14 protein-coding genes are annotated in these 17,402 nt (G+C 72.9%); 9 read left to right on the top strand and 5 right to left on the bottom strand.

Features of this window, described 5'->3' with window-relative positions; all coding sequences use genetic code 11:
* Positions 1-47 precede the first annotated feature (47 nt).
* The 5 genes from mtrA to hpf all read left to right on the top strand — a co-directional run bounded on the left by mtrA (position 48) and on the right by hpf (position 5,918).
* Positions 48-737 (top strand): MtrAB system response regulator MtrA, encoded by a 690-nt coding sequence (gene mtrA, locus GA0070623_RS13245; RefSeq protein WP_067306208.1) that lies wholly within the window; start codon positions 48-50, stop codon positions 735-737.
* An 88-nt stretch (positions 738-825) separates the two neighbouring features.
* Positions 826-2,502 (top strand): MtrAB system histidine kinase MtrB, encoded by a 1,677-nt coding sequence (gene mtrB / locus GA0070623_RS13240; protein WP_407937997.1) that lies wholly within the window; start codon positions 826-828, stop codon positions 2,500-2,502.
* Positions 2,499-4,325, top strand: a complete 1,827-nt coding sequence (locus tag GA0070623_RS13235) for a GerMN domain-containing protein (protein WP_067306206.1) — start codon at positions 2,499-2,501, stop codon at positions 4,323-4,325. The genes mtrB and GA0070623_RS13235 overlap by 4 nt, the downstream gene beginning before the upstream one ends.
* A gap of 7 nt (positions 4,326-4,332) precedes the next feature.
* The gene (locus GA0070623_RS13230) at positions 4,333-5,040 is read left to right on the top strand and encodes a ComF family protein (RefSeq protein WP_067306203.1); all 708 of its coding nucleotides are present in this window, start codon (positions 4,333-4,335) and stop codon (positions 5,038-5,040) included.
* Between the two features lie 251 nt (positions 5,041-5,291).
* Entirely contained in the window at positions 5,292-5,918 is a 627-nt protein-coding gene (gene hpf / locus GA0070623_RS13225) for a ribosome hibernation-promoting factor, HPF/YfiA family (protein ID WP_067306200.1), read from the top strand.
* An 84-nt stretch (positions 5,919-6,002) separates the two neighbouring features.
* Here the strand turns inward: hpf and GA0070623_RS13220 are convergent, their stop codons facing one another.
* Both GA0070623_RS13220 and GA0070623_RS13215 read right to left on the bottom strand, forming a co-directional pair.
* Entirely contained in the window at positions 6,003-7,130 is a 1,128-nt protein-coding gene (locus GA0070623_RS13220) for a GNAT family N-acetyltransferase (RefSeq protein WP_067306197.1), read from the bottom strand.
* Positions 7,127-8,281 carry a GNAT family N-acetyltransferase gene (locus tag GA0070623_RS13215; RefSeq protein WP_067306195.1) on the bottom strand — a complete coding sequence of 385 codons (1,155 nt, stop codon included), beginning with the start codon at positions 8,279-8,281 and terminating at the stop codon, positions 7,127-7,129. The genes GA0070623_RS13220 and GA0070623_RS13215 overlap by 4 nt, the downstream gene beginning before the upstream one ends.
* A gap of 170 nt (positions 8,282-8,451) precedes the next feature.
* Here GA0070623_RS13215 and secA point away from each other — a divergent pair, with 170 nt between their 5' ends.
* Entirely contained in the window at positions 8,452-11,376 is a 2,925-nt protein-coding gene (secA, locus tag GA0070623_RS13210; RefSeq protein WP_067306193.1) for a preprotein translocase subunit SecA, read from the top strand.
* A gap of 257 nt (positions 11,377-11,633) precedes the next feature.
* Here secA and GA0070623_RS13205 read toward each other — a convergent pair whose 3' ends face one another.
* Together GA0070623_RS13205 and GA0070623_RS13200 are read right to left on the bottom strand one after the other, a co-directional pair.
* Entirely contained in the window at positions 11,634-12,215 is a 582-nt protein-coding gene (locus GA0070623_RS13205) for an Rv3235 family protein (protein WP_067306252.1), read from the bottom strand.
* Between the two features lie 102 nt (positions 12,216-12,317).
* The gene (locus GA0070623_RS13200) at positions 12,318-12,545 is read right to left on the bottom strand and encodes a helix-turn-helix domain-containing protein (protein ID WP_067306191.1); all 228 of its coding nucleotides are present in this window, start codon (positions 12,543-12,545) and stop codon (positions 12,318-12,320) included.
* Positions 12,546-12,927: 382 nt separating this feature from the next.
* Here GA0070623_RS13200 and GA0070623_RS13195 point away from each other — a divergent pair, with 382 nt between their 5' ends.
* Complete coding sequence (locus tag GA0070623_RS13195; protein WP_067306189.1) at positions 12,928-13,440, top strand: DUF6912 family protein; 513 nt, start codon at positions 12,928-12,930, stop codon at positions 13,438-13,440.
* Between the two features lie 87 nt (positions 13,441-13,527).
* On the opposite strand, the gene GA0070623_RS13190 is transcribed toward GA0070623_RS13195, so the two are convergent.
* Entirely contained in the window at positions 13,528-14,511 is a 984-nt protein-coding gene (locus GA0070623_RS13190; RefSeq protein WP_067306186.1) for a hypothetical protein, read from the bottom strand.
* 468 nt (positions 14,512-14,979) lie between these two features.
* Between GA0070623_RS13190 and pruA the strand changes: the two genes are divergently transcribed.
* A complete protein-coding gene (gene pruA, locus GA0070623_RS13185) occupies positions 14,980-16,608 on the top strand; it encodes an L-glutamate gamma-semialdehyde dehydrogenase (RefSeq protein WP_067306183.1) in 1,629 nt (542 codons plus the stop codon).
* Positions 16,609-16,872: 264 nt separating this feature from the next.
* A complete protein-coding gene (locus GA0070623_RS13180; RefSeq protein WP_067306179.1) occupies positions 16,873-17,388 on the top strand; it encodes a PadR family transcriptional regulator in 516 nt (171 codons plus the stop codon).
* Positions 17,389-17,402: the final 14 nt, after the last annotated feature.

Genomic DNA, 17,402 nt, shown 5'->3' with positions numbered 1-17,402 from the left:
CCAGACGCCGATCCCACCAACTGAACGGGGATGGAAACATAAACCCCATGAGAGCCCGGGTACTGGTGGTCGACGACGACCCCGCGCTCGCCGAGATGCTCGGCATCGTCCTGCGCAGTGAGGGGTTCCTGCCCTCGTTCGTCGCCGACGGGGAGCGGGCGTTGGCCGCATTCCGGGATAGTCGCCCCGATATTGTGCTTCTTGACCTGATGTTGCCTGGAATGAGCGGTATCGACGTCGCGCGGGCGATCCGTGGCGAGTCGGGTGTGCCGATCGTCATGCTCACCGCCAAGAGCGACACCGTCGACGTGGTGCTCGGCCTGGAGTCCGGTGCCGACGACTACGTGGTCAAGCCGTTCAAGCCCAAGGAGCTGGTGGCCCGGATGCGGGCCCGGCTGCGCCGGGGCGAGGACGTCGCGCCGGAGATGCTGACCATCGGTCCGCCCGGCAACCAGATCACCATCGACGTGCCGGCGCACACCGTCAGCCGGGACGGTGAGGAGGTGAAGCTCACGCCGCTGGAGTTCGACCTGCTGGTCGCGCTCGCCCGCAAGCCGCGTCAGGTCTTCACCCGGGAGGTCCTGCTGGAACAGGTCTGGGGTTACCGGCACGCGGCGGACACCCGCCTGGTCAACGTGCACGTGCAGCGGCTCCGGGCCAAGATCGAGCCGGACCCGGAGCGGCCGGAAATCATCCTGACCGTACGGGGCGTGGGCTACAAGGCGGGTACCGGATAGCCTGGTCTGCACCGTGACCAGCGCACCGATCCCCACCCCCGAGCACCCCGCCGGCTGGCGTTCCGCCGCGCGGGCGCTGCGCGGCGCGCTGGTGGGGCGCACGACGCGGGTGACCGCCGGGCTGCGCCAGACCTGGCGGCGGTCGTTGCAGGTCCGGGTGGTGACCATCACGCTGGTGGTGTCCAGCCTGCTGGTGGGCGGTTTCGCCTACCTGATCGCCGACAAGATCACCAGCATCCTGCTCGACAACGCCGAGACCGACGTGCTGCTACGGCTGCGCAACGGCAGCGACTACTCGGCCAAGCAGTTCGCCCTCTACAGCCAGCCGCAGGAGACGCAGCTCCAGGACACCATCGAGGGCACCGTCAACTACCTGGCCGGGGGCGACCCGCAGCAGACCAGCGGGGTGGTGGTGGCGATCACCGCCGACAACTACGCCGGCGTCATCGAGACCCGCACCTCCCCGGCGACGGACGTCCGGCCGCTGGTGAGCCGGGAGCTGCGGGCCGCCGTCGCCGACGGCAAGGTGGCCCACCAGATCCGCACCGGCCGGCTCACCGGCGAACGGACCAAGTACCTCGTCTACGGCTCCCCGGTGCCGACCCGCTTCGGTCAACTGGAGCTGTACTACCTCGTCCCGCTCAACCGGCAGGACGCCACCGCCGCCGACGCGCGGGCCACCGTGATCGCCACCGGGGTGGCCCTGGTGCTGCTGCTCGGCCTGCTCGCCGCCCTGGTCACCCGACTGGTGGTGACCCCGGTCCGGGTGGCCGCGCGGACCGCCCAGCGGCTCTCCGCCGGCCTGCTCGACCAGCGGATGGTGGTCGACGGCGAGGACGACCTCGCCCTGCTCGCCACCTCCTTCAACCAGATGGCGACCAACCTGCAACGACAGATCCTGCGGCTGGAGGAGATGTCCCGCCTCCAGCGCCGGTTCACCTCCGACGTCTCGCACGAGCTGCGTACCCCGCTGACCACCGTCCGGATGGCCGCCGACCTGATTTTCGCCGAGCGCGACGAGTTCGACCCGGCGGTGGCCCGCAGCGCCGAACTGCTGCACGCGGAGCTGGACCGGTTCGAGGAGCTGCTCACCGACCTGCTGGAGATCAGCCGTTTCGACGCCGGCTTCGCCATGCTCGACTCCGAGCCGACCGACCTGGTGCCGGTGGTGCACCGGGTCGCCGACCGCCTCGCCGGGCTGGCCGAGCGGGTCGGGGTCACCATCGAGCTGGCCGTGCCGACCACCCCGGTGATCGCCGAGGTGGACCCGCGCCGGGTCGAGCGGGTGCTGCGCAACCTGGTGGGCAACGCCGTGGAGCACGGTGAGGCGAAACCGGTGGTGATCACCCTGGGGGTCGACCAGACCGCGGTGGCGGTCACCGTGCGCGACCATGGCGTCGGGCTCAAGCCGGGCGAGGAGAAGCTGGTCTTCAACCGGTTCTGGCGGGCCGATCCGTCCCGGGCGCGGCAGACCGGCGGGACCGGCCTGGGCCTGTCGATCAGCCTGGAGGACGCCCGGCTGCACGGTGGCTGGCTGGAGGCGTGGGGTGCCCCGGGGCAGGGTGCCCAGTTCCGCCTCACCCTGCCGGTCCGCTCCGGTGACCGGCTCACCAGCTCACCGCTGCGGCTGGTCCCGGCCGACGCCACCCTGCCCTTCGGCGGCCCCCGCGACGGCGAGCCGCTGGCCATCGGCCCCGGTGACGGCGGTGTGCTGGCCATCGGCCCGGGTTCGACCGCCGCCGACCGGGCGGAGGTCCGGTCGTGAACCGGCGTCGGGCGCTGCTCGGGCTGCTCTGCGCCGCGCTGCTGGCGTTCGTCGCCGCCGGCTGCGGCATCCCCGACCAGACCGACCTCCAGGTCGACGGGTCCGGTCCGGCGGTCTCGGCCGGCGCGTCCAGCTCGGGTAGCGGCGAACCGCCGACCCGCGCCGCCAGCGGCACCGACCGGGAGGCCTTCGTCGAGAACTTCCTCTCCGCCGCGGCCGGCGAACCGGAGCGGGCGTACGCGCGGGTCAAGCAGTTCATCGCCCGCGAGGACCGCGACCGGCTCGCCGAGAAGCAGGGCAGCGAGGTCGTGATCAACGTGGTCCGGCTGACCGAGAAGCCGGTGATCACCCAGAACGCCAGCGGGCTGCTCACCGTCCGGGTGCCGGTGCAGCAGGTGGGGGTGCTGCGGGCCAACGGGGTGCTCGGCCCGCCGGTGGCGACCGACACCGAGTACCGGTTCTCGTTGCGCGGCTCCGCCGAGCCGGGCCGGGAGGACGTGGAGGACGCCGGGTACTACGTCACCGACCCACCCCCCGTGCTGCTGCTGAGCACGGTGGCGTTGCAGCAGTACTACAAGAACCGCACGGTCTACTTCTGGAACTCCGACGCCACCCGGCTGGTCGCCGACCAGCGGTACCTGCCGGTCGCCGTACCGGCCGAGCGGCTGGTCAGCGAGGCGGTCAAGTGGCTGATCGCCGGGCCGTCGGACTGGCTCCGCCAGGGGGTGAGCGGCCTGCCGGACCGGACCGCCCTGATCAACAACGCGGTCAAGACCGACGGCCGCTGGGAGGTCAACCTCGACCTGCCCGGGGACGACCGCCGCAAGCTGGAGCGGCTCGGCGTCCAGCTCGCCTGGTCGCTGTCCGAGCTGGACGGGCCACTGCAGCTCACCACCCGCAACCAGTCCCGGGTGACCATCGACGACCTGGCCGCCCACCGCCTCGCCAACCCGGTCTATCCGCTCACCCAGGGGCCGCAGCGGTTCACCGTCTACGAGGGTGCGGTCCGTCCGCTCGCCGCCGAGGGCGAGGCCGTCGGCGCCGTGCCGCTCCGGGCGGAGGACAACCACGACGTCGTCTCGGCCGCCCTGCGGCGGGACGACGACAAGATCCTCGCCGCCCTGGTGAGCACCGCCCCCGGCGGTCGGCACCGGCTGGTGGTCGGCTCGGGTGCCGCGCCGGTGCAGGCGATGACCGCGGGGACGCAGACGTTCGCCGCGATCGGGCGGCCGGTCTGGCTGCGTCCGCTCGCGGGAGCCCAGCCGTACGGGCTGGTGGTCGCGGACGGGAAGCTCTACCGGTTCGACGACCGGGCGCGGATGGTGCCGGTGCCGGTGGGCGCGGCGGGACGGGTGAGCGCGGTGGCCGCCGCGTTGGACGGGCACCGGATCGCGCTGATCGTCGGTGGTCGGCCCTACCTCAGTGCGGCCAGCCTCGACGGCGGGGTGGTCTCGCTCGGCCCGGTGCGGCCGGTCGCCACCACCCTGACCGACCTGTCGGCGGTGGACTGGGAGCGGGAGAACATCCTGGCCCTGGCCGGCTCGACGGACCGCTCCGGGGTGTACGAGCTGGGGGTCGACGGCGCACAGCAGTCCGCCCTGGTCACCGACGTCGGCGCCGGCGTGACCCACCTGGCGGTGTACCCGGTCAACCCGACGTACGTGCTGCCCTCGGTGATGATGATGTACGAGGCCAACGGGGTCGCCTACCGCTACCGGTCGTCGTCGGTGGAGACGATCCGGGCGGAACAGGTACTGGACGTGTCGCCTCCGCCCGCCGGTGCCCGGGCGGGCAGCCCTACCGCGCCGTTCTTCCTGTTCTGAGCCGGCCGTGCGGGACGTCGGTGGACTCTGGGCGGACCTGACCGATCTGGTCTTCCCGACCGGCTGCGCGGGCTGTGGGCGGCGGGACGCGAGCCTGCGGCAGGGCTGCTGCCCGGACTGCGTACGCCAGCTCGCCGCCCTGCGTCCGGTGCCGGCCCGGCCCGTACCCGCACCGCCTGACCTGCCGCCCTGCCACGCCCTCGGCCCGTACGCGGGTCCGTTGCGGGAGGCGCTGCTGGCGTACAAGGAACGGGGTCGGCACGGGCTGGCCCGGCCGTTGGGCGGGTTGCTGGCGGACGTGGTGGCGGCGTCGGTGGGAACGGCCCGGCCGGTGCTGCTGGTGCCGGTGCCGGACCGCGCGGCGGCGGCTCGGGAGCGCTACGGCGACCACCTGTCCCGGTTGGCCCGGCACGCGGCGGTCCGGTTGCGGCGGGCCGGCTGGGACGTGTCGACGGCGGTCCCGGTGCGGGCGTTGCCGCGGCCGGATTCGGTGGCGCTGGACCGGGCGGGGCGGGCCGAGGCGGCGGCGTCGGCGTTCCGGCTGCGGGCCGGGTGGGCCGGTCGGGGCGCGGGTGGCCGGACGGTGGTGGTGCTGGACGACATCCTGACCACCGGGGCCACCCTGGCCGCGCTGAGTCGGACTTTGCGGGCGGCGGGAATGACGCCATACGGCGCGGCCGTGTTGGGTGCAACGCAAAAGCGGCGGCCCCGGTGACGCTTCGTGTTTCCGTTTCACCCCATGGTGTTGGTTGCTGTTAATTCTCTGAGGGTTTCCCGCAACCGGGGGTGACTGCCGGCCGAACAGGAGTTAGCGTTTTCGTGTCGGGGGTAGGAAGCGTTCCCCAGCCGCCCCCGACGGTGGAAGGAGGCGTAGCCGTACCTGACCGGTCGACGCTCCCAGGGGCCCTCCCGAGGTCGCTCGACCGGATTCGAAGATCAGCCGACCATCCGGAAAAGGGAGGTCACGTGGACATCGTGGTCAAGGGTCGAAACGTCGAAGTGCCGGACCATTACCGGGTACACGTAGCGGAGAAACTCGCGAAAATCGAACGCTACGATCACAAGCTCATCCGGGTCGATGTGGAGCTGTTCCACGAACGCAATCCCCGGCAGTCCGACACCTGCCAGCGAGTGGAGATCACCTGTGTCTCCCGCGGGCCGGTGATCAGGGCTGAGGCCTGCACGAACGACTTCTACAGCGCGCTGGACGCGGCCATCGCCAAGCTGGACACCCGACTGCGCCGGGCGGCCGACCGCCGCCGTGTACACCGGGGCCGGCACGCGCCGATCTCCGTCGCCGCCGCCACCGCCGGCCTGCCGGTCGCCGGCCTGGACGACGTGGCGGTTCCCGCCGGTGGCACGGCCACCGCGACCGCCGTCGAGGAGCGCCCGGAGGAGCACGACGACCAGCCCTGGCACATCGCCCGGGCCAAGGTGCACCCGGCCGATCCGATGACCGTCGACGACGCCCTGTTCCAGATGGAACTCGTCGGCCACGACTTCTACCTGTTCCACGACAAGGAGTCCGGCCGCCCCAGCGTCGTCTACCGCCGCCACGCCTACGACTACGGCATCATCTCCCTCGACACCTGACGCCCAGCCCCCGGCCCTTCCGCGCGGTGATCAAGAGGTTTGCGTCAGCGGTGAAGATCGAACTGACGTAAACCTCTTGATCACCTAGGAAAGGGGTGGGGGGAGCGGGTCGGTGGGGAGGAGGGACCAGAGGACGGTGTCGGGGCGGCCGGTGGTCTCGTGGGCGGGTAGCCGGGCGCGCATCAGGCCCTCCCGGTGGAAACCGGCCCGCTCCATGACCCGCTGCGAGCCGACGTTCCAGGTCGCCGTGCCGGCCCAGAGCCGGGCCAGCCCGACCGGGCCGAACGCCCAGCCGGTCAGCAGCCGGACCGCACGGGTGGCCAGCCCCCGGCCGCGCGCCTCGGGCAGCAGGCTGTAGCCGATCATGGCCTGGCCGGTGGCCGGCTCGTCGTAGATCAGGGCGCAGCCGCCGGCCAGGGTGCCGGTCGCCGCATCGAGCAACGCGAAGTCCGCGGCCCGGCCGGTCAACCACTCGCTCTCGGCGACCGCGCAGCGCCGGGCGACGTCGGCCCGGGTCGGCGCGACCGGACGGACCCGGGTCGCCACCACCTCCGGGCGGCTGTGCAGCCGGTACAGCGCCTCGGCGTCCGGCGGGGCGAGCCGGCGCAGTGTCACCACGTCGTCGGTGAGCCGGGCGCCGGGCAGGTCCGGCAGCGGGCGCGGGGCCGGGCCGGGCGGGTCGCCGGCGAGGCGTACCCAGGCGAGCAGGTCGTGCCGGCTGCCGTCGCGGTCCCGGCCGGCGGCCCGGCGTACCCCCTCGGGTTGGAAACCGGCGGCCAGCGCGACCCGCTGGCTGGCCGGGTTCTCGGCGTGGATGAGCAGCTCCAGCCGGTTCAGGCCGGCCCGGAACGCGGTGCGCGCCAGCGCCCGGGTGGCGGCGGTGGCGATGCCGCGCCGCCGGGAGCCGGGCGACACCCAGTAGCCCAGCTCCGCCTGCCCCCGGGCCGGCACCACCTGGCTGAGCCCACCGCCGCCGACCAGCCGGTCGGTGGCGGCGTCGACGATCGCGTACGCGGCCCCGCCGGCCCGCCACACCGCCGGGGCGCCCTCGGTGATCCACCGGCGCGCGTCGGTGAGCGTGTAGGGCCGGGGCATCGTCGGGTTGAACCGGAGGTTCACCGGGTCGTCGCAGCCCGCGGCGAGGTCGTCGGCGTCGTCCGGGCGGTACGCCCGCAGCCGGATCCGGCCGGCCTCGATGGTCTGCGGCGTCACGTCAGGTCCTCGGCGAGCAGCGCGCCGAGCCAGGCGTCCACCCGCTGCCCCCGCTGGGCCACCCCGCCCCGGACGGTGCCCTCGACGGTGAAGCCGGCCTTCTCGGCGACCCGGCGGGAGGCGGTGTTGCCGACGTGGGCCTTCCACTCGATCCGGGCCAGGCCCAGCCCGGTGACGCCCCACGCGGCGAGCGCGCCGAGCGCGGCCGGCATCCAGCCCCGCCCCCGGGCGTGCGGCGCGGTCATGAAACCGACCTCGGCCAGCAGCGGGTCGACGGGGTTCAACCTCAGGTCGACGGTGCCGGCGAAGGCGTCGTCCGGATCGGCCAGCACGAAGCAGGCGCTGCTGCCCCGGGCCCAGGTCAGCCCGCCGTAGGTCAGGTAGCTCTCGGCGTCGGTGTGCTGGTACGGGTGCGGCACGCTGGTCCACCGGACGGTGTCGGCGTCCCGGCAGGTGGCGACGACCCCGGCCAGGTCACGCTCCTCCATCGGGCGCAACCGCAGCTCGGTGTCCCCGGCGGTGGCGAACAGGACGGGCTGCGCCCGGCCGAACACGGCGGCCCGGCGGGCGTCCAGGGTGCCCGGCCCGGCCGGGCCGGGTGCACCGGGGGCGGGCACCTCCCCGGGCAGCAACGACCCGATCCAGCCCTCGGTCCGGCCGCCCTCGCCGGGCCGGGCCAGCCGCAGCTCGCCGGAGACCTGGACGCCGGCCCGCAACGCGACCAGCCGGGAGGCGTGGTTGCCGACCTCGGCCTGCCAGACCAGCCGGCGCAGCGCCAGGGTGTCGAAGGCCCAGCGGGCGACCGCCCGGACGGCGCGGACGGTGACCCCACGCCCCCTGGCCCAGGGGGCGGTCCAGTAGCCGATCTCGCCGGATTCGAGGGTCCGGTCGATCGACACCAGGCCGCAGGAGCCGAGCAGTTCGCCGGTCGCCGCGTCGCCGACCGCGAACGGTGCGCCGGTGCCGTCGGCCCAGGCGCGGGGCGCGATCCCGGTGACGAAACCGTGGGCGTGTTCAGGCCGGTACGGACGCGGTACGGTGGTCCAGCGCTGGATGTCCGGGTCCTGGCAAGCCCGGTGTACGTCGTCCGCGTCCGAGGCGAGCCACGGGCGCAGCAACAGGCCGTCCTCGGTGATCTCCACAGGCTCCATCCGAGTCATCGTGCCGGATCGTTCGCGGTGGGCGTAACCGGATAACCGCCGGGTGGCGGGCCGAGCCGAGCAATATGTCGGTTTAGTCGGTCCGGACCGCCGCCACCAGTGACCATCGCGCCGACGGAGCGCCTACGATGGTTCGAGACTGTCTAGGGGAGCGTTGATCCGTGTCGATTCTGGAAAGGGTCCTCCGCGCGGGCGAGGGCCGTATGGTGCGCCGGCTGAAGGCCATCGCCGCCGCCGTCAACTCGATCGAGGACGACTACGTCAACCTCACCGACGACGAGCTGCGGTCACTGACCGACCAGTACCGGGAGCGGCTCGCCGACGGTGAGACCCTCGACGACCTGCTGCCCGAGGCATTCGCCACGGTGCGCGAGGCGGCTGCCCGGGTGCTCGGCCAGCGGCCGTACGACGTCCAGGTGATGGGTGGCGCGGCACTGCACTTCGGCAACATCGCCGAGATGAAGACCGGTGAGGGCAAGACGCTGACCTCGGTCATGGCGGTCTACCTCAACGCGCTCTCCGGCAAGGGCGTGCACGTGGTAACGGTCAACGACTACCTGGCCCAGCGCGACGCCGCCTGGATGGGCCAGGTGCACGAGTTCCTCGGCCTGACCGTCGGCGTGGTGCTGCCCAACCGGCCGGCCGCCGAGCACAAGGCCGCGTACGAGTGCGACATCACCTACGGCACCAACAACGAGTTCGGCTTCGACTACCTGCGTGACAACATGGCCTGGTCCCACGAGGAGCTGGTCCAGCGCGGGCACAACTTCGCCGTGGTCGACGAGGTCGACTCGATCCTGATCGACGAGGCCCGGACCCCGCTGATCATCTCCGGCCCGGCCGAGCACTCCGCCCGCTGGTACGGCGAGTTCGCGGGCGTGGTGGCCCGTCTCCAGGCCGGCAAGGACGGCGAGGGCGACTACGAGGTCGACTACGCCAAGCGCACCATCGCGGTCACCGAACGTGGCGTGGCCAAGGTGGAGGACCGGCTCGGCATCGACAACCTCTACGAGTCGGTGAACACCCCGCTGGTCGGCTACCTCAACAACGCGATCAAGGCGAAGGAGCTCTACAAGCGCGACAAGGACTACATCGTCAGCGACGGCGAGGTGCTGATCGTCGACGAGTTCACCGGGCGCATCCTGCACGGCCGCCGCTACAACGAGGGCATGCACCAGGCGATCGAGGCCAAGGAGGGGGTGGAGATCAAGCAGGAGAACCAGACCCTGGCCACCATCACCCTCCAGAACTACTTCCGCCTCTACGAGAAGCTCTCCGGCATGACCGGTACCGCTCAGACCGAGGCGGGCGAGTTCAACAAGGTCTACAAGGTCGGCGTGGTGACCATCCCCACGCACCGGCCGATGGTCCGGATGGACAAGGCCGACGTGATCTACAAGACCGAGAAGGCCAAGTTCAACGCCGTCATCGAGGACATCGCCGAACGGCACCAGGCCGGTCAGCCGGTGCTGGTCGGCACCGTCTCGGTGGAGAACTCCGAGATCCTCTCCACGCTGCTGCGGCGTCGCGGCATCCCGCACTCGGTGCTGAACGCGAAGTTCCACGCCCGCGAGGCCGAGATCGTCGCCCAGGCCGGGCGCAAGGGCGCGGTCACCGTCGCCACCAACATGGCCGGCCGGGGTACCGACATCCTGCTCGGCGGCAACGCCGAGTTCCTCGCCGCCAGCGAGCTGCGCCAGCGCGGACTCGACCCGGTCGAGCAGGCGGACGAGTACGCCAAGGCGATGGAGGAGGTCCTGCCCACCTGGAAGCAGGCGTGCGAGACCGAGGCCGAGGAGGTCGCCGCAGCCGGCGGGCTCTACGTGCTCGGCACCGAGCGGCACGAGTCCCGCCGGATCGACAACCAGCTGCGCGGCCGGGCCGGCCGGCAGGGTGACCCGGGCGAGTCCCGGTTCTACCTCTCGCTCCAGGACGAGCTGATGAAGCGGTTCCGGGCCGGTGCGGTCGAGGCCGTGATGGAGCGGTTCAACATCCCGGAGGACGTGCCCATCGAGTCGAAGATGGTCACCCGGCAGATCAAGAACGCCCAGGCCCAGATCGAGGGCCAGAACGCCGAGATCCGCAAGAACGTCCTGAAGTACGACGAGGTGCTCAACAAGCAGCGCCAGGTGATCTACGCCGAGCGGCTGCGCGTGCTCAACGGCGAGGACCTCTCCGACCAGGTCCGCAACATGATCGACGACACTGTCGGCGCGTACGTGGTGGGGGCCACCAGCGACGGCTACGCCGAGGACTGGGACCTCGACCAGCTCTGGACGAACCTCAAGCAGCTCTATCCGGTCGGCGTCACCATCGACGAGTTGGAGGAGGAGGTCGGCTCCCGGTCCGGTCTGGACCAGGACTTCCTGCTCGCCCGGCTCAAGGAGGACGCGAACGCCGCATACGACCGGCGCGAGGAGAGCCTCGGCGAGGAGGCCACCCGTCAGCTCGAGCGGATGGTGCTGCTCCAGGTCATCGACCGCAAGTGGCGCGAGCACCTCTACGAGATGGACTACCTCCAGGAGGGCATCAGCCTGCGGGCGTACGCCCAGCGCGACCCGGTCATCGAGTACCAGCGCGAGGGCTTCGACATGTTCGCCACCATGATGGAGGGCATCAAGGAGGAGACGGTCGGCTTCCTCTACAACCTGGAGGTGCAGGTCCAGGAGCCGGAGCCGGAGGCCGAGGAGGTCCAGCTGCTGGAGAAGCCGGTCGAGATCCGGGCCAAGGGCCTCAACCGCGCGCCGCAGCAGCAGGGCCTGCAGTACTCCGCCCCCACCATCGACGGCGAGGCGGGCGCGGGTGGCGTGGCCGTCGAGCGGCCCGAGCCGGAACCGTCCGCACCGGCGCTCGGCATCGGGGGCGGGCAGCAGCAGGCCCCGTCCCCGGCCCGTCCGGCCGCCGGCCCGTCGCGTCGCCCGGCTGACGCGGGGGCGACCGGTCAGGCCGCCGCAGCCAGCACGGCCCGCCGCAACACCGGCCCGGTCGACCGGGCCGAGGGCGGTCCGTCCCGTAACGCGCCCTGCCCGTGTGGCTCCGGCCGCAAGTACAAGCGCTGCCACGGAGCGCCCAACGGCGGCGCCTGACCCGACCCCGGAGGACGCCCGCCCGCTCACCGAGCGGGCGGGCGTCCTCCCGTTTTCCCCCGCGCCGCCCCCGCCCCTCCCACTCCCGCCCCTTCCGTGTCCCGCCCCTTCCGTGTCGGCCGCTGTGCTGTGTTGATCAAGAGGTTTAGGTCAATGTGATCTCCACGGCTGACCTAAACCTCTTGATCAACGCGGGCGATGGCCGGCGCGGTAGCGGGTGGTGCGGTGGGTGGGTGAGGGAGCTGGGTGGGTGGGGGTCAGATGACCTGGAGGGTGGTGCAGAGCCAGCTGCCGCGCCGGTGTTCCAGGCGCAGCGCCATGGCCCAGGTGCGACCGCCGGCGGTGAGCACCGCTGCCACCTCGACCGCAGCCGCGCGCGGCTCGCACACCCGCAACCGGCGCAGGTGGACGGCGGGCCGGGTGGACCGCCGCCGCACCGGCGGGGTACGCGCCGCGGCCCGGGCGAGTTGCTCGGTCACCTCGACGGTGCGCCCCGGCTCGACCAGGGCACGGATCTGGCCGGGTGGCCGGTAGCCGTTGAGGATCTCCAGGCAGGTGCCGACGAACCGGTGTGCCGCACGGGCCGCCTCGGGAGTGGCGGTGGCGGGTGGGGGCGGGGGCGGGGCGACCGGGTGCCCGGGGTGGGGCCGAGGATCAGGCCGCCGACCGGTCGGGCGGCCGGGGGGTGGCTGTCCCGTGCCGAACAGGTCGAGGGCGAGCTGGCCGGGTGGCCGCGGCCAGAGATCCGGCACCTCGTCGACGTAGGGCGGATCGGCGACGGGGGCCGGGCGCAGCCGGATCGGCGGTCGGGTCGGCCCCGGACGGCGGGAGTCGGCCATCATTGCACCCTCAATCCCTACGTTTGCCTTCGTTTGCTTCCGACACCGTTGATTCTCGGGCACGGCGGTGCCGAGGGTCAATGGCTCAGCGGGATGGACCGGTCACTCCGGGTCGCGGTCGGTGAGCGGGTTGCCGCGTACCCACTCGGCGGTTTCGGCGTACTTGAGCTGGATGTACTCCTCCAGCCGGGCACGCTCCACCCGCCACTGACCCCGCCCGCCGATCTTGATAGCGGGCAGCTCACCACTGCGGACCATGTGGTAGACCTGCGAGTCCGACACGTTCAGCTCGGCGGCAACGTCGGAGAGCAGGAGAAACCTCGGCTCCACGGAAACCCCTCGGCTTGGCGTCGTTCGGCTCAGTTTGCCACCGACAGCCTTCCCGGCCCAGCACCCGCCCGTCCGGGCCGGCCGCGCCGCCCCTCCCGCCCCGGACCCGGGTCGACCGTCCCGCTCGCCGGACCCGGGTCGTCCGTCCGGCTCGCCGGACCCGGGCCGTCCGTCCGGCTCGCCGGACCCGGGTCGACCGTCCCGCCCCGGACCCGGGCCGTCCGGCGGAGCGGTGTGCGGTGCACGACGGTCACGGCGTACGGCATGATCGGATCGGGCGGCCACCGGCCGTGCCGGTGGCGGCGGGGCCGTGGGCGAGCGGTGGCCGCGGGCCGTGGACGAACGTCGGCGGCGGGACCGTGGACGAGCAGGGGAGACGACGGTGGGCGACGAGCTGGTCCGGGTGTATGTGCCGGCGACCGTGCCGATGCTGGTCCTGCTGCGGGAGCAGGGCCTGCCGGCGAGCGGTGGGCATGCGGTCACCCCCATGCTGCGGGAGTGGTACGCCGAGGGCGACGAGGAGGAGCTGGAGTACGTCGCCTTCACCCGGGCCGCCCAGGACGCCCTGCAACTGCTCCGGGAGGATGCCGACGCCCCCCGCCGCCGGGTGGTGGTCTCGGTGGACCTGCCCGCGCGGCTCGTCGGTCGGGGTGACGGCGAGCTGGGTTCGAGCGTGGTGGAGCTCGACGGGCCGGTGCCGGCGTCGGCGGTGGCAGCGTTGCACGTGGACGGGGCCGAGGCGGTCAAGGACGTGACCGCCGCCGTCGACGTGGTGGCGGAGGCGCTCGCCGGCGATCCGGACGCCCAGTTCACCGTCGACGGGACCGAGGATCACGAGCTGGAGTGGTACGACCCCTCCGAGTGGGAGCTGCTGCTGCGTACCACCGCCTCCTGACCGGGCGGCGGCCGGCCGGGCCGGGTGGCGCGCGCTGGACGGCGTCGGGCCGTGCGGCGGGTTGGTGCCGGGCCGTGGCGGGTGGTGTCAGGCCTCGTCGGACCCGGGCTCGTCGTCGTGGCGGGCCGGGCCGAGGGTGCGGCCGAAGAGGATGACCGTGGTCAGCGCGCCGACGAAGAGCACCCAGATGCCGTTGTCGATCCGGGAGGTGCCCATGCTGGTCTGGGCCACCGCGTCCGCCTCGCTCAACGCCCCGGCCAGGTCCAGCAGGGTCCGGCCGCCGACCCGGATGATCACCTCGGTGAGCAGCAGGAGCAGGCCGGGGCCGGCCCCGGCGACCAGGTAGGCGGGCCACCTCGGAGCCGGGGCGTCGGGGGCGTGCCGGACGGCCCGGCGGCGGGTCCAGGTCAGGTAGCCGAAGGCGAGCAGGCCGGCGAGCAGGCCGGCGAGCAGTGACTCGGTACGGGAGACCCACTTCGCGGCGCTCACCAGCGACGCCTGGGAGTCGTCGGCCCCGAACAGGTCGAACAGCGGGTCGCGGGCCTGGCTGAAGGCCACCACGAAGAGCAGTGCGCCGAGCGTGGCGGTGACCACCGCGCCGACCGGTCCGGGGGTACGCGCTCCGGCGAGCGCCGCGCCGATGATGGCCGCCGCCGCGCTGGTGCCGGCGATGGTGTTGGTGGTGGCGTTGTCGGCGTACGTCAGGTTGATGGCCAGGGCGGTGCCCAGCCCGAGCAGCATCCCGGCGCCGAGCGCCGCCGCGAACCGCAGTGCGGCGCGGTCGCCGAGCCGGCGGGCGGTCAGCTCGCTCGCGGCCAGCGCGACGGCCGCGCCGGCGACCAGCGCGGCGGAGATCACCCCGGGCAGGGCGAAGGCGGAGAGGGTGATCGCGGTGAGGCCGACCGCGGCCGAGTGGATCACCTCCCGGGTGGACCACAGCATCGCCGTCAGCCAGCCGGCCGCCAGGACCGCGAGAACCGCCGTGCCCGGGGCGTAGCCCGTCCGCCCGGTCGTCGGGTCGGCGGGCGGGTCGACGGGGGCGGCCGTCGTACTGCCGGGCTGGTTGCTCATCGTCTCCCTCTCGCCACCGCGCACCCCGGCACCGGGACGGGCCGCTCGCTCGCTCGGACCAGCGTACGCGGGCCGGACGGACCCGGCCGGGCTGGGCGCGGGCGCTCCCGGTCGCCCGGATCGGGCCGGGTGCGTGCCCCCGGTCCGCCGGCCGGGCTGGGCGCGGGCGCTCCCGGTCGCCCGGACGGGGCTGGGCGCGGGCGCTTCCGGCCCGTCGGATCGGCCTGTGTTTCTTCGGCTCGTCGGGGAATCCTGGCGGGAATCGTCGACGAATGGGCGATTGGGCCTCGTGATCTACGGCGTGGAGCCGGCGTGGCGTGAGTCCGCGCAGGCCGGCGTGGAAGAATCGTCGGAGGTCCCGCCGCCGCGTCCAGGTCCCTCGCGCGGCGTCCGGCTGTCCGGCCGCCCGGTCGACGCCTGCGGGGCCGATTTCGCCGCCGCTGTCGAGATCGCCCAGGAGCCTGTGACATGGACGCCGTGTTCTCCGTACCCGAGCCGCACAACGAGCCGGTACGCACCTACGAGCCGGGCAGCGCCGACCGGGAGCGGCTCCAGCGGCGGTTGACCGAGCTGGCCGCCGAGCGGATCGACCTGCCGATGACCATCGCCGGCAGCCAGCGGATGGCCGGCGGTGCCCCGGTCGACGTGGTGCAGCCGCACCGGCACGCGCACGTGCTCGGCGTCACCGGGCACGCCACCCACGACGACGCCCGCGCCGCGGTGCGGGCCGCCAAGGACGCCGCGCCGGGGTGGCGGGCGTTGCCGTTCGAGGAGCGGGCCGCGGTCTTCCTGCGCGCCGCCGAGCTGCTCGCCGGCCCGTGGCGGGACACCCTCAACGCGGCCACCATGCTCGGCCAGTCCAAGACCGCCGTCCAGGCGGAGATCGACGCGGCCTGCGAGTTCATCGACTTCCTCCGGTTCAACGTGCACTTCGCCCGGGGGCTGCTGGCGGCTCAACCGAACTCGTCGCCGGGGGTGTGGAACCGGTTCGACCACCGCCCGCTGGAGGGCTTCGTCTACGCGGTGACCCCGTTCAACTTCACCGCGATCGCCGGCAACCTGCCGTCCGCGCCGGCCCTGCTCGGCAACACCGTGGTCTGGAAGCCGGGGCCCACCCAGCAGTTCGCGGCGCACTTCACCATGCGGCTGTTCGAGGCGGCCGGCCTGCCCCCCGGTGTGATCAACATGGTCACCGGGCGGGGCGAGGAGGTCTCCGACGTGGTGCTCGCCGACCCGGACCTGGCCGGCATCCACTTCACCGGCTCGACCAGGGTCTTCCAGCAGCTGTGGCGCACGGTCGGGGAGAACATCGCCTCCTACCGGGGCTACCCCCGGCTGGTCGGCGAGACCGGCGGCAAGGACTTCGTCGTCGCGCACCCCAGCGCCGACGTGGACGCCCTGCACACCGCGCTGATCCGGGGCGCGTACGAATACCAGGGTCAGAAGTGCTCGGCCGCCTCGCGGGCGTACGTCCCCCGGTCGCTCTGGGAGGGCGGGCTGCGGGACCGGCTGGCCGCCACCGCCGACGCGCTGACCTACGGCGACGTCACCGACTTCGGCAACTTCGGCGGCGCGGTGATCGACGCCAGGGCGTACGCCCGGCACACCGCAGCGCTGGAGCTGATCGCCGGGGACGACAGTTGCCGGGTGCTGGCCGGGGGTACCGCCGACGACGCGGTCGGCTGGTTCGTCCGGCCGACGCTGTTCGAGTGCGCCGACCCGGCCCACGAGACGTTCACCACCGAGTACTTCGGCCCGATCCTCGGCGTGCACGTGTTCGACGACGCCCGGTTCGACGACGTGGTCGCCCAGGCGGAGTCGGTCGCCCCGTACGCGCTGACCGGGTCGGTCTTCGCCACCGACCGCCGGGTGATCGACGCGGTGGCCGAGCGGATGCGGTACGCGGCCGGCAACTTCTACGTCAACGACAAGCCGACCGGCGCGGTGGTCGGGCAGCAGCCCTTCGGTGGCGCGCGGGCCAGCGGCACCAACGACAAGGCCGGGTCGTGGCACAACCTGGTCCGCTGGATGTCGCCCCGGACCATCAAGGAGACGTTCGTGCCGCCGACCGACCACACGTACCCGCACATGGGCTGAACCGGCGACGGTCGGCGGGGGCGGGTCGACCCGTCACCGCCGACCGGACCGGCTCCCCCCGGGACGGCCCGGGGTTACCCGGGGGTATCCTCGGCTGCCCGGCCGGTGCGGCCCAGGTCACCCCCCGGTGGGGGCCGGTCCGGGGTGGTCGGCGGGTGGTCCTGGGAGCACTGTCGTCGGCCGACAGTGCACATTGGAAATCCCTCCGGGTGGCAAATCCGGAAATCCTGGACGCCGGGACCGCAAAGTGGCAGCTTAGAGGGCATGGCGGATTCCGGAGTCAACCCCACTGCGGCGGCCCTGCTGGGGTTGTTGCATGAGGGCCCGATGACAGGCGGCCAACTGATGGCCGCCGCTGAGCGCCGACTGGCGCCGTACTGGTCGATGACACGCAGTCAGGTCTACCGTGAGTTGCCGGTGCTGGCGGAGCGTGGTTTCGTGCGGTTGGGCAAGCCCGGACCGCGGATGAGTCAACCCTACGCGATAACCGCGGCGGGCAAGCGGACCTTCTCCCGCTGGCTGGCGGAGAACCCCGGTCGGGACACCATCCGCAACCCGATCGCCCTGCGGATAGCCTTCGGCAACCTGCACTCGGCCAGCCAGCTCAAGAACCTCTACGCCTCGGCCAACGAATACCACACCGAAGCCCTCGCGTACGTCCGGGAGCAGGTCAAGACCGCCAAGAAGGAGGGCGACGAGTACGACGCCAGCGCGCTGGAGTTCGCCGTCGCCTACCACAAGGCCGCCCTGTCCTGGCTCAAGACGGCCCCGGTCGGCTGATCATCGGCCCTGGT

The organism is Micromonospora rifamycinica (genome assembly GCF_900090265.1).
Taxonomy (GTDB): Bacteria; Actinomycetota; Actinomycetes; order Mycobacteriales; family Micromonosporaceae; genus Micromonospora; species Micromonospora rifamycinica.
Note: the sequence above shows the minus strand (reverse complement) of the source record. Positions and strands in the feature narration are given on the sequence as shown.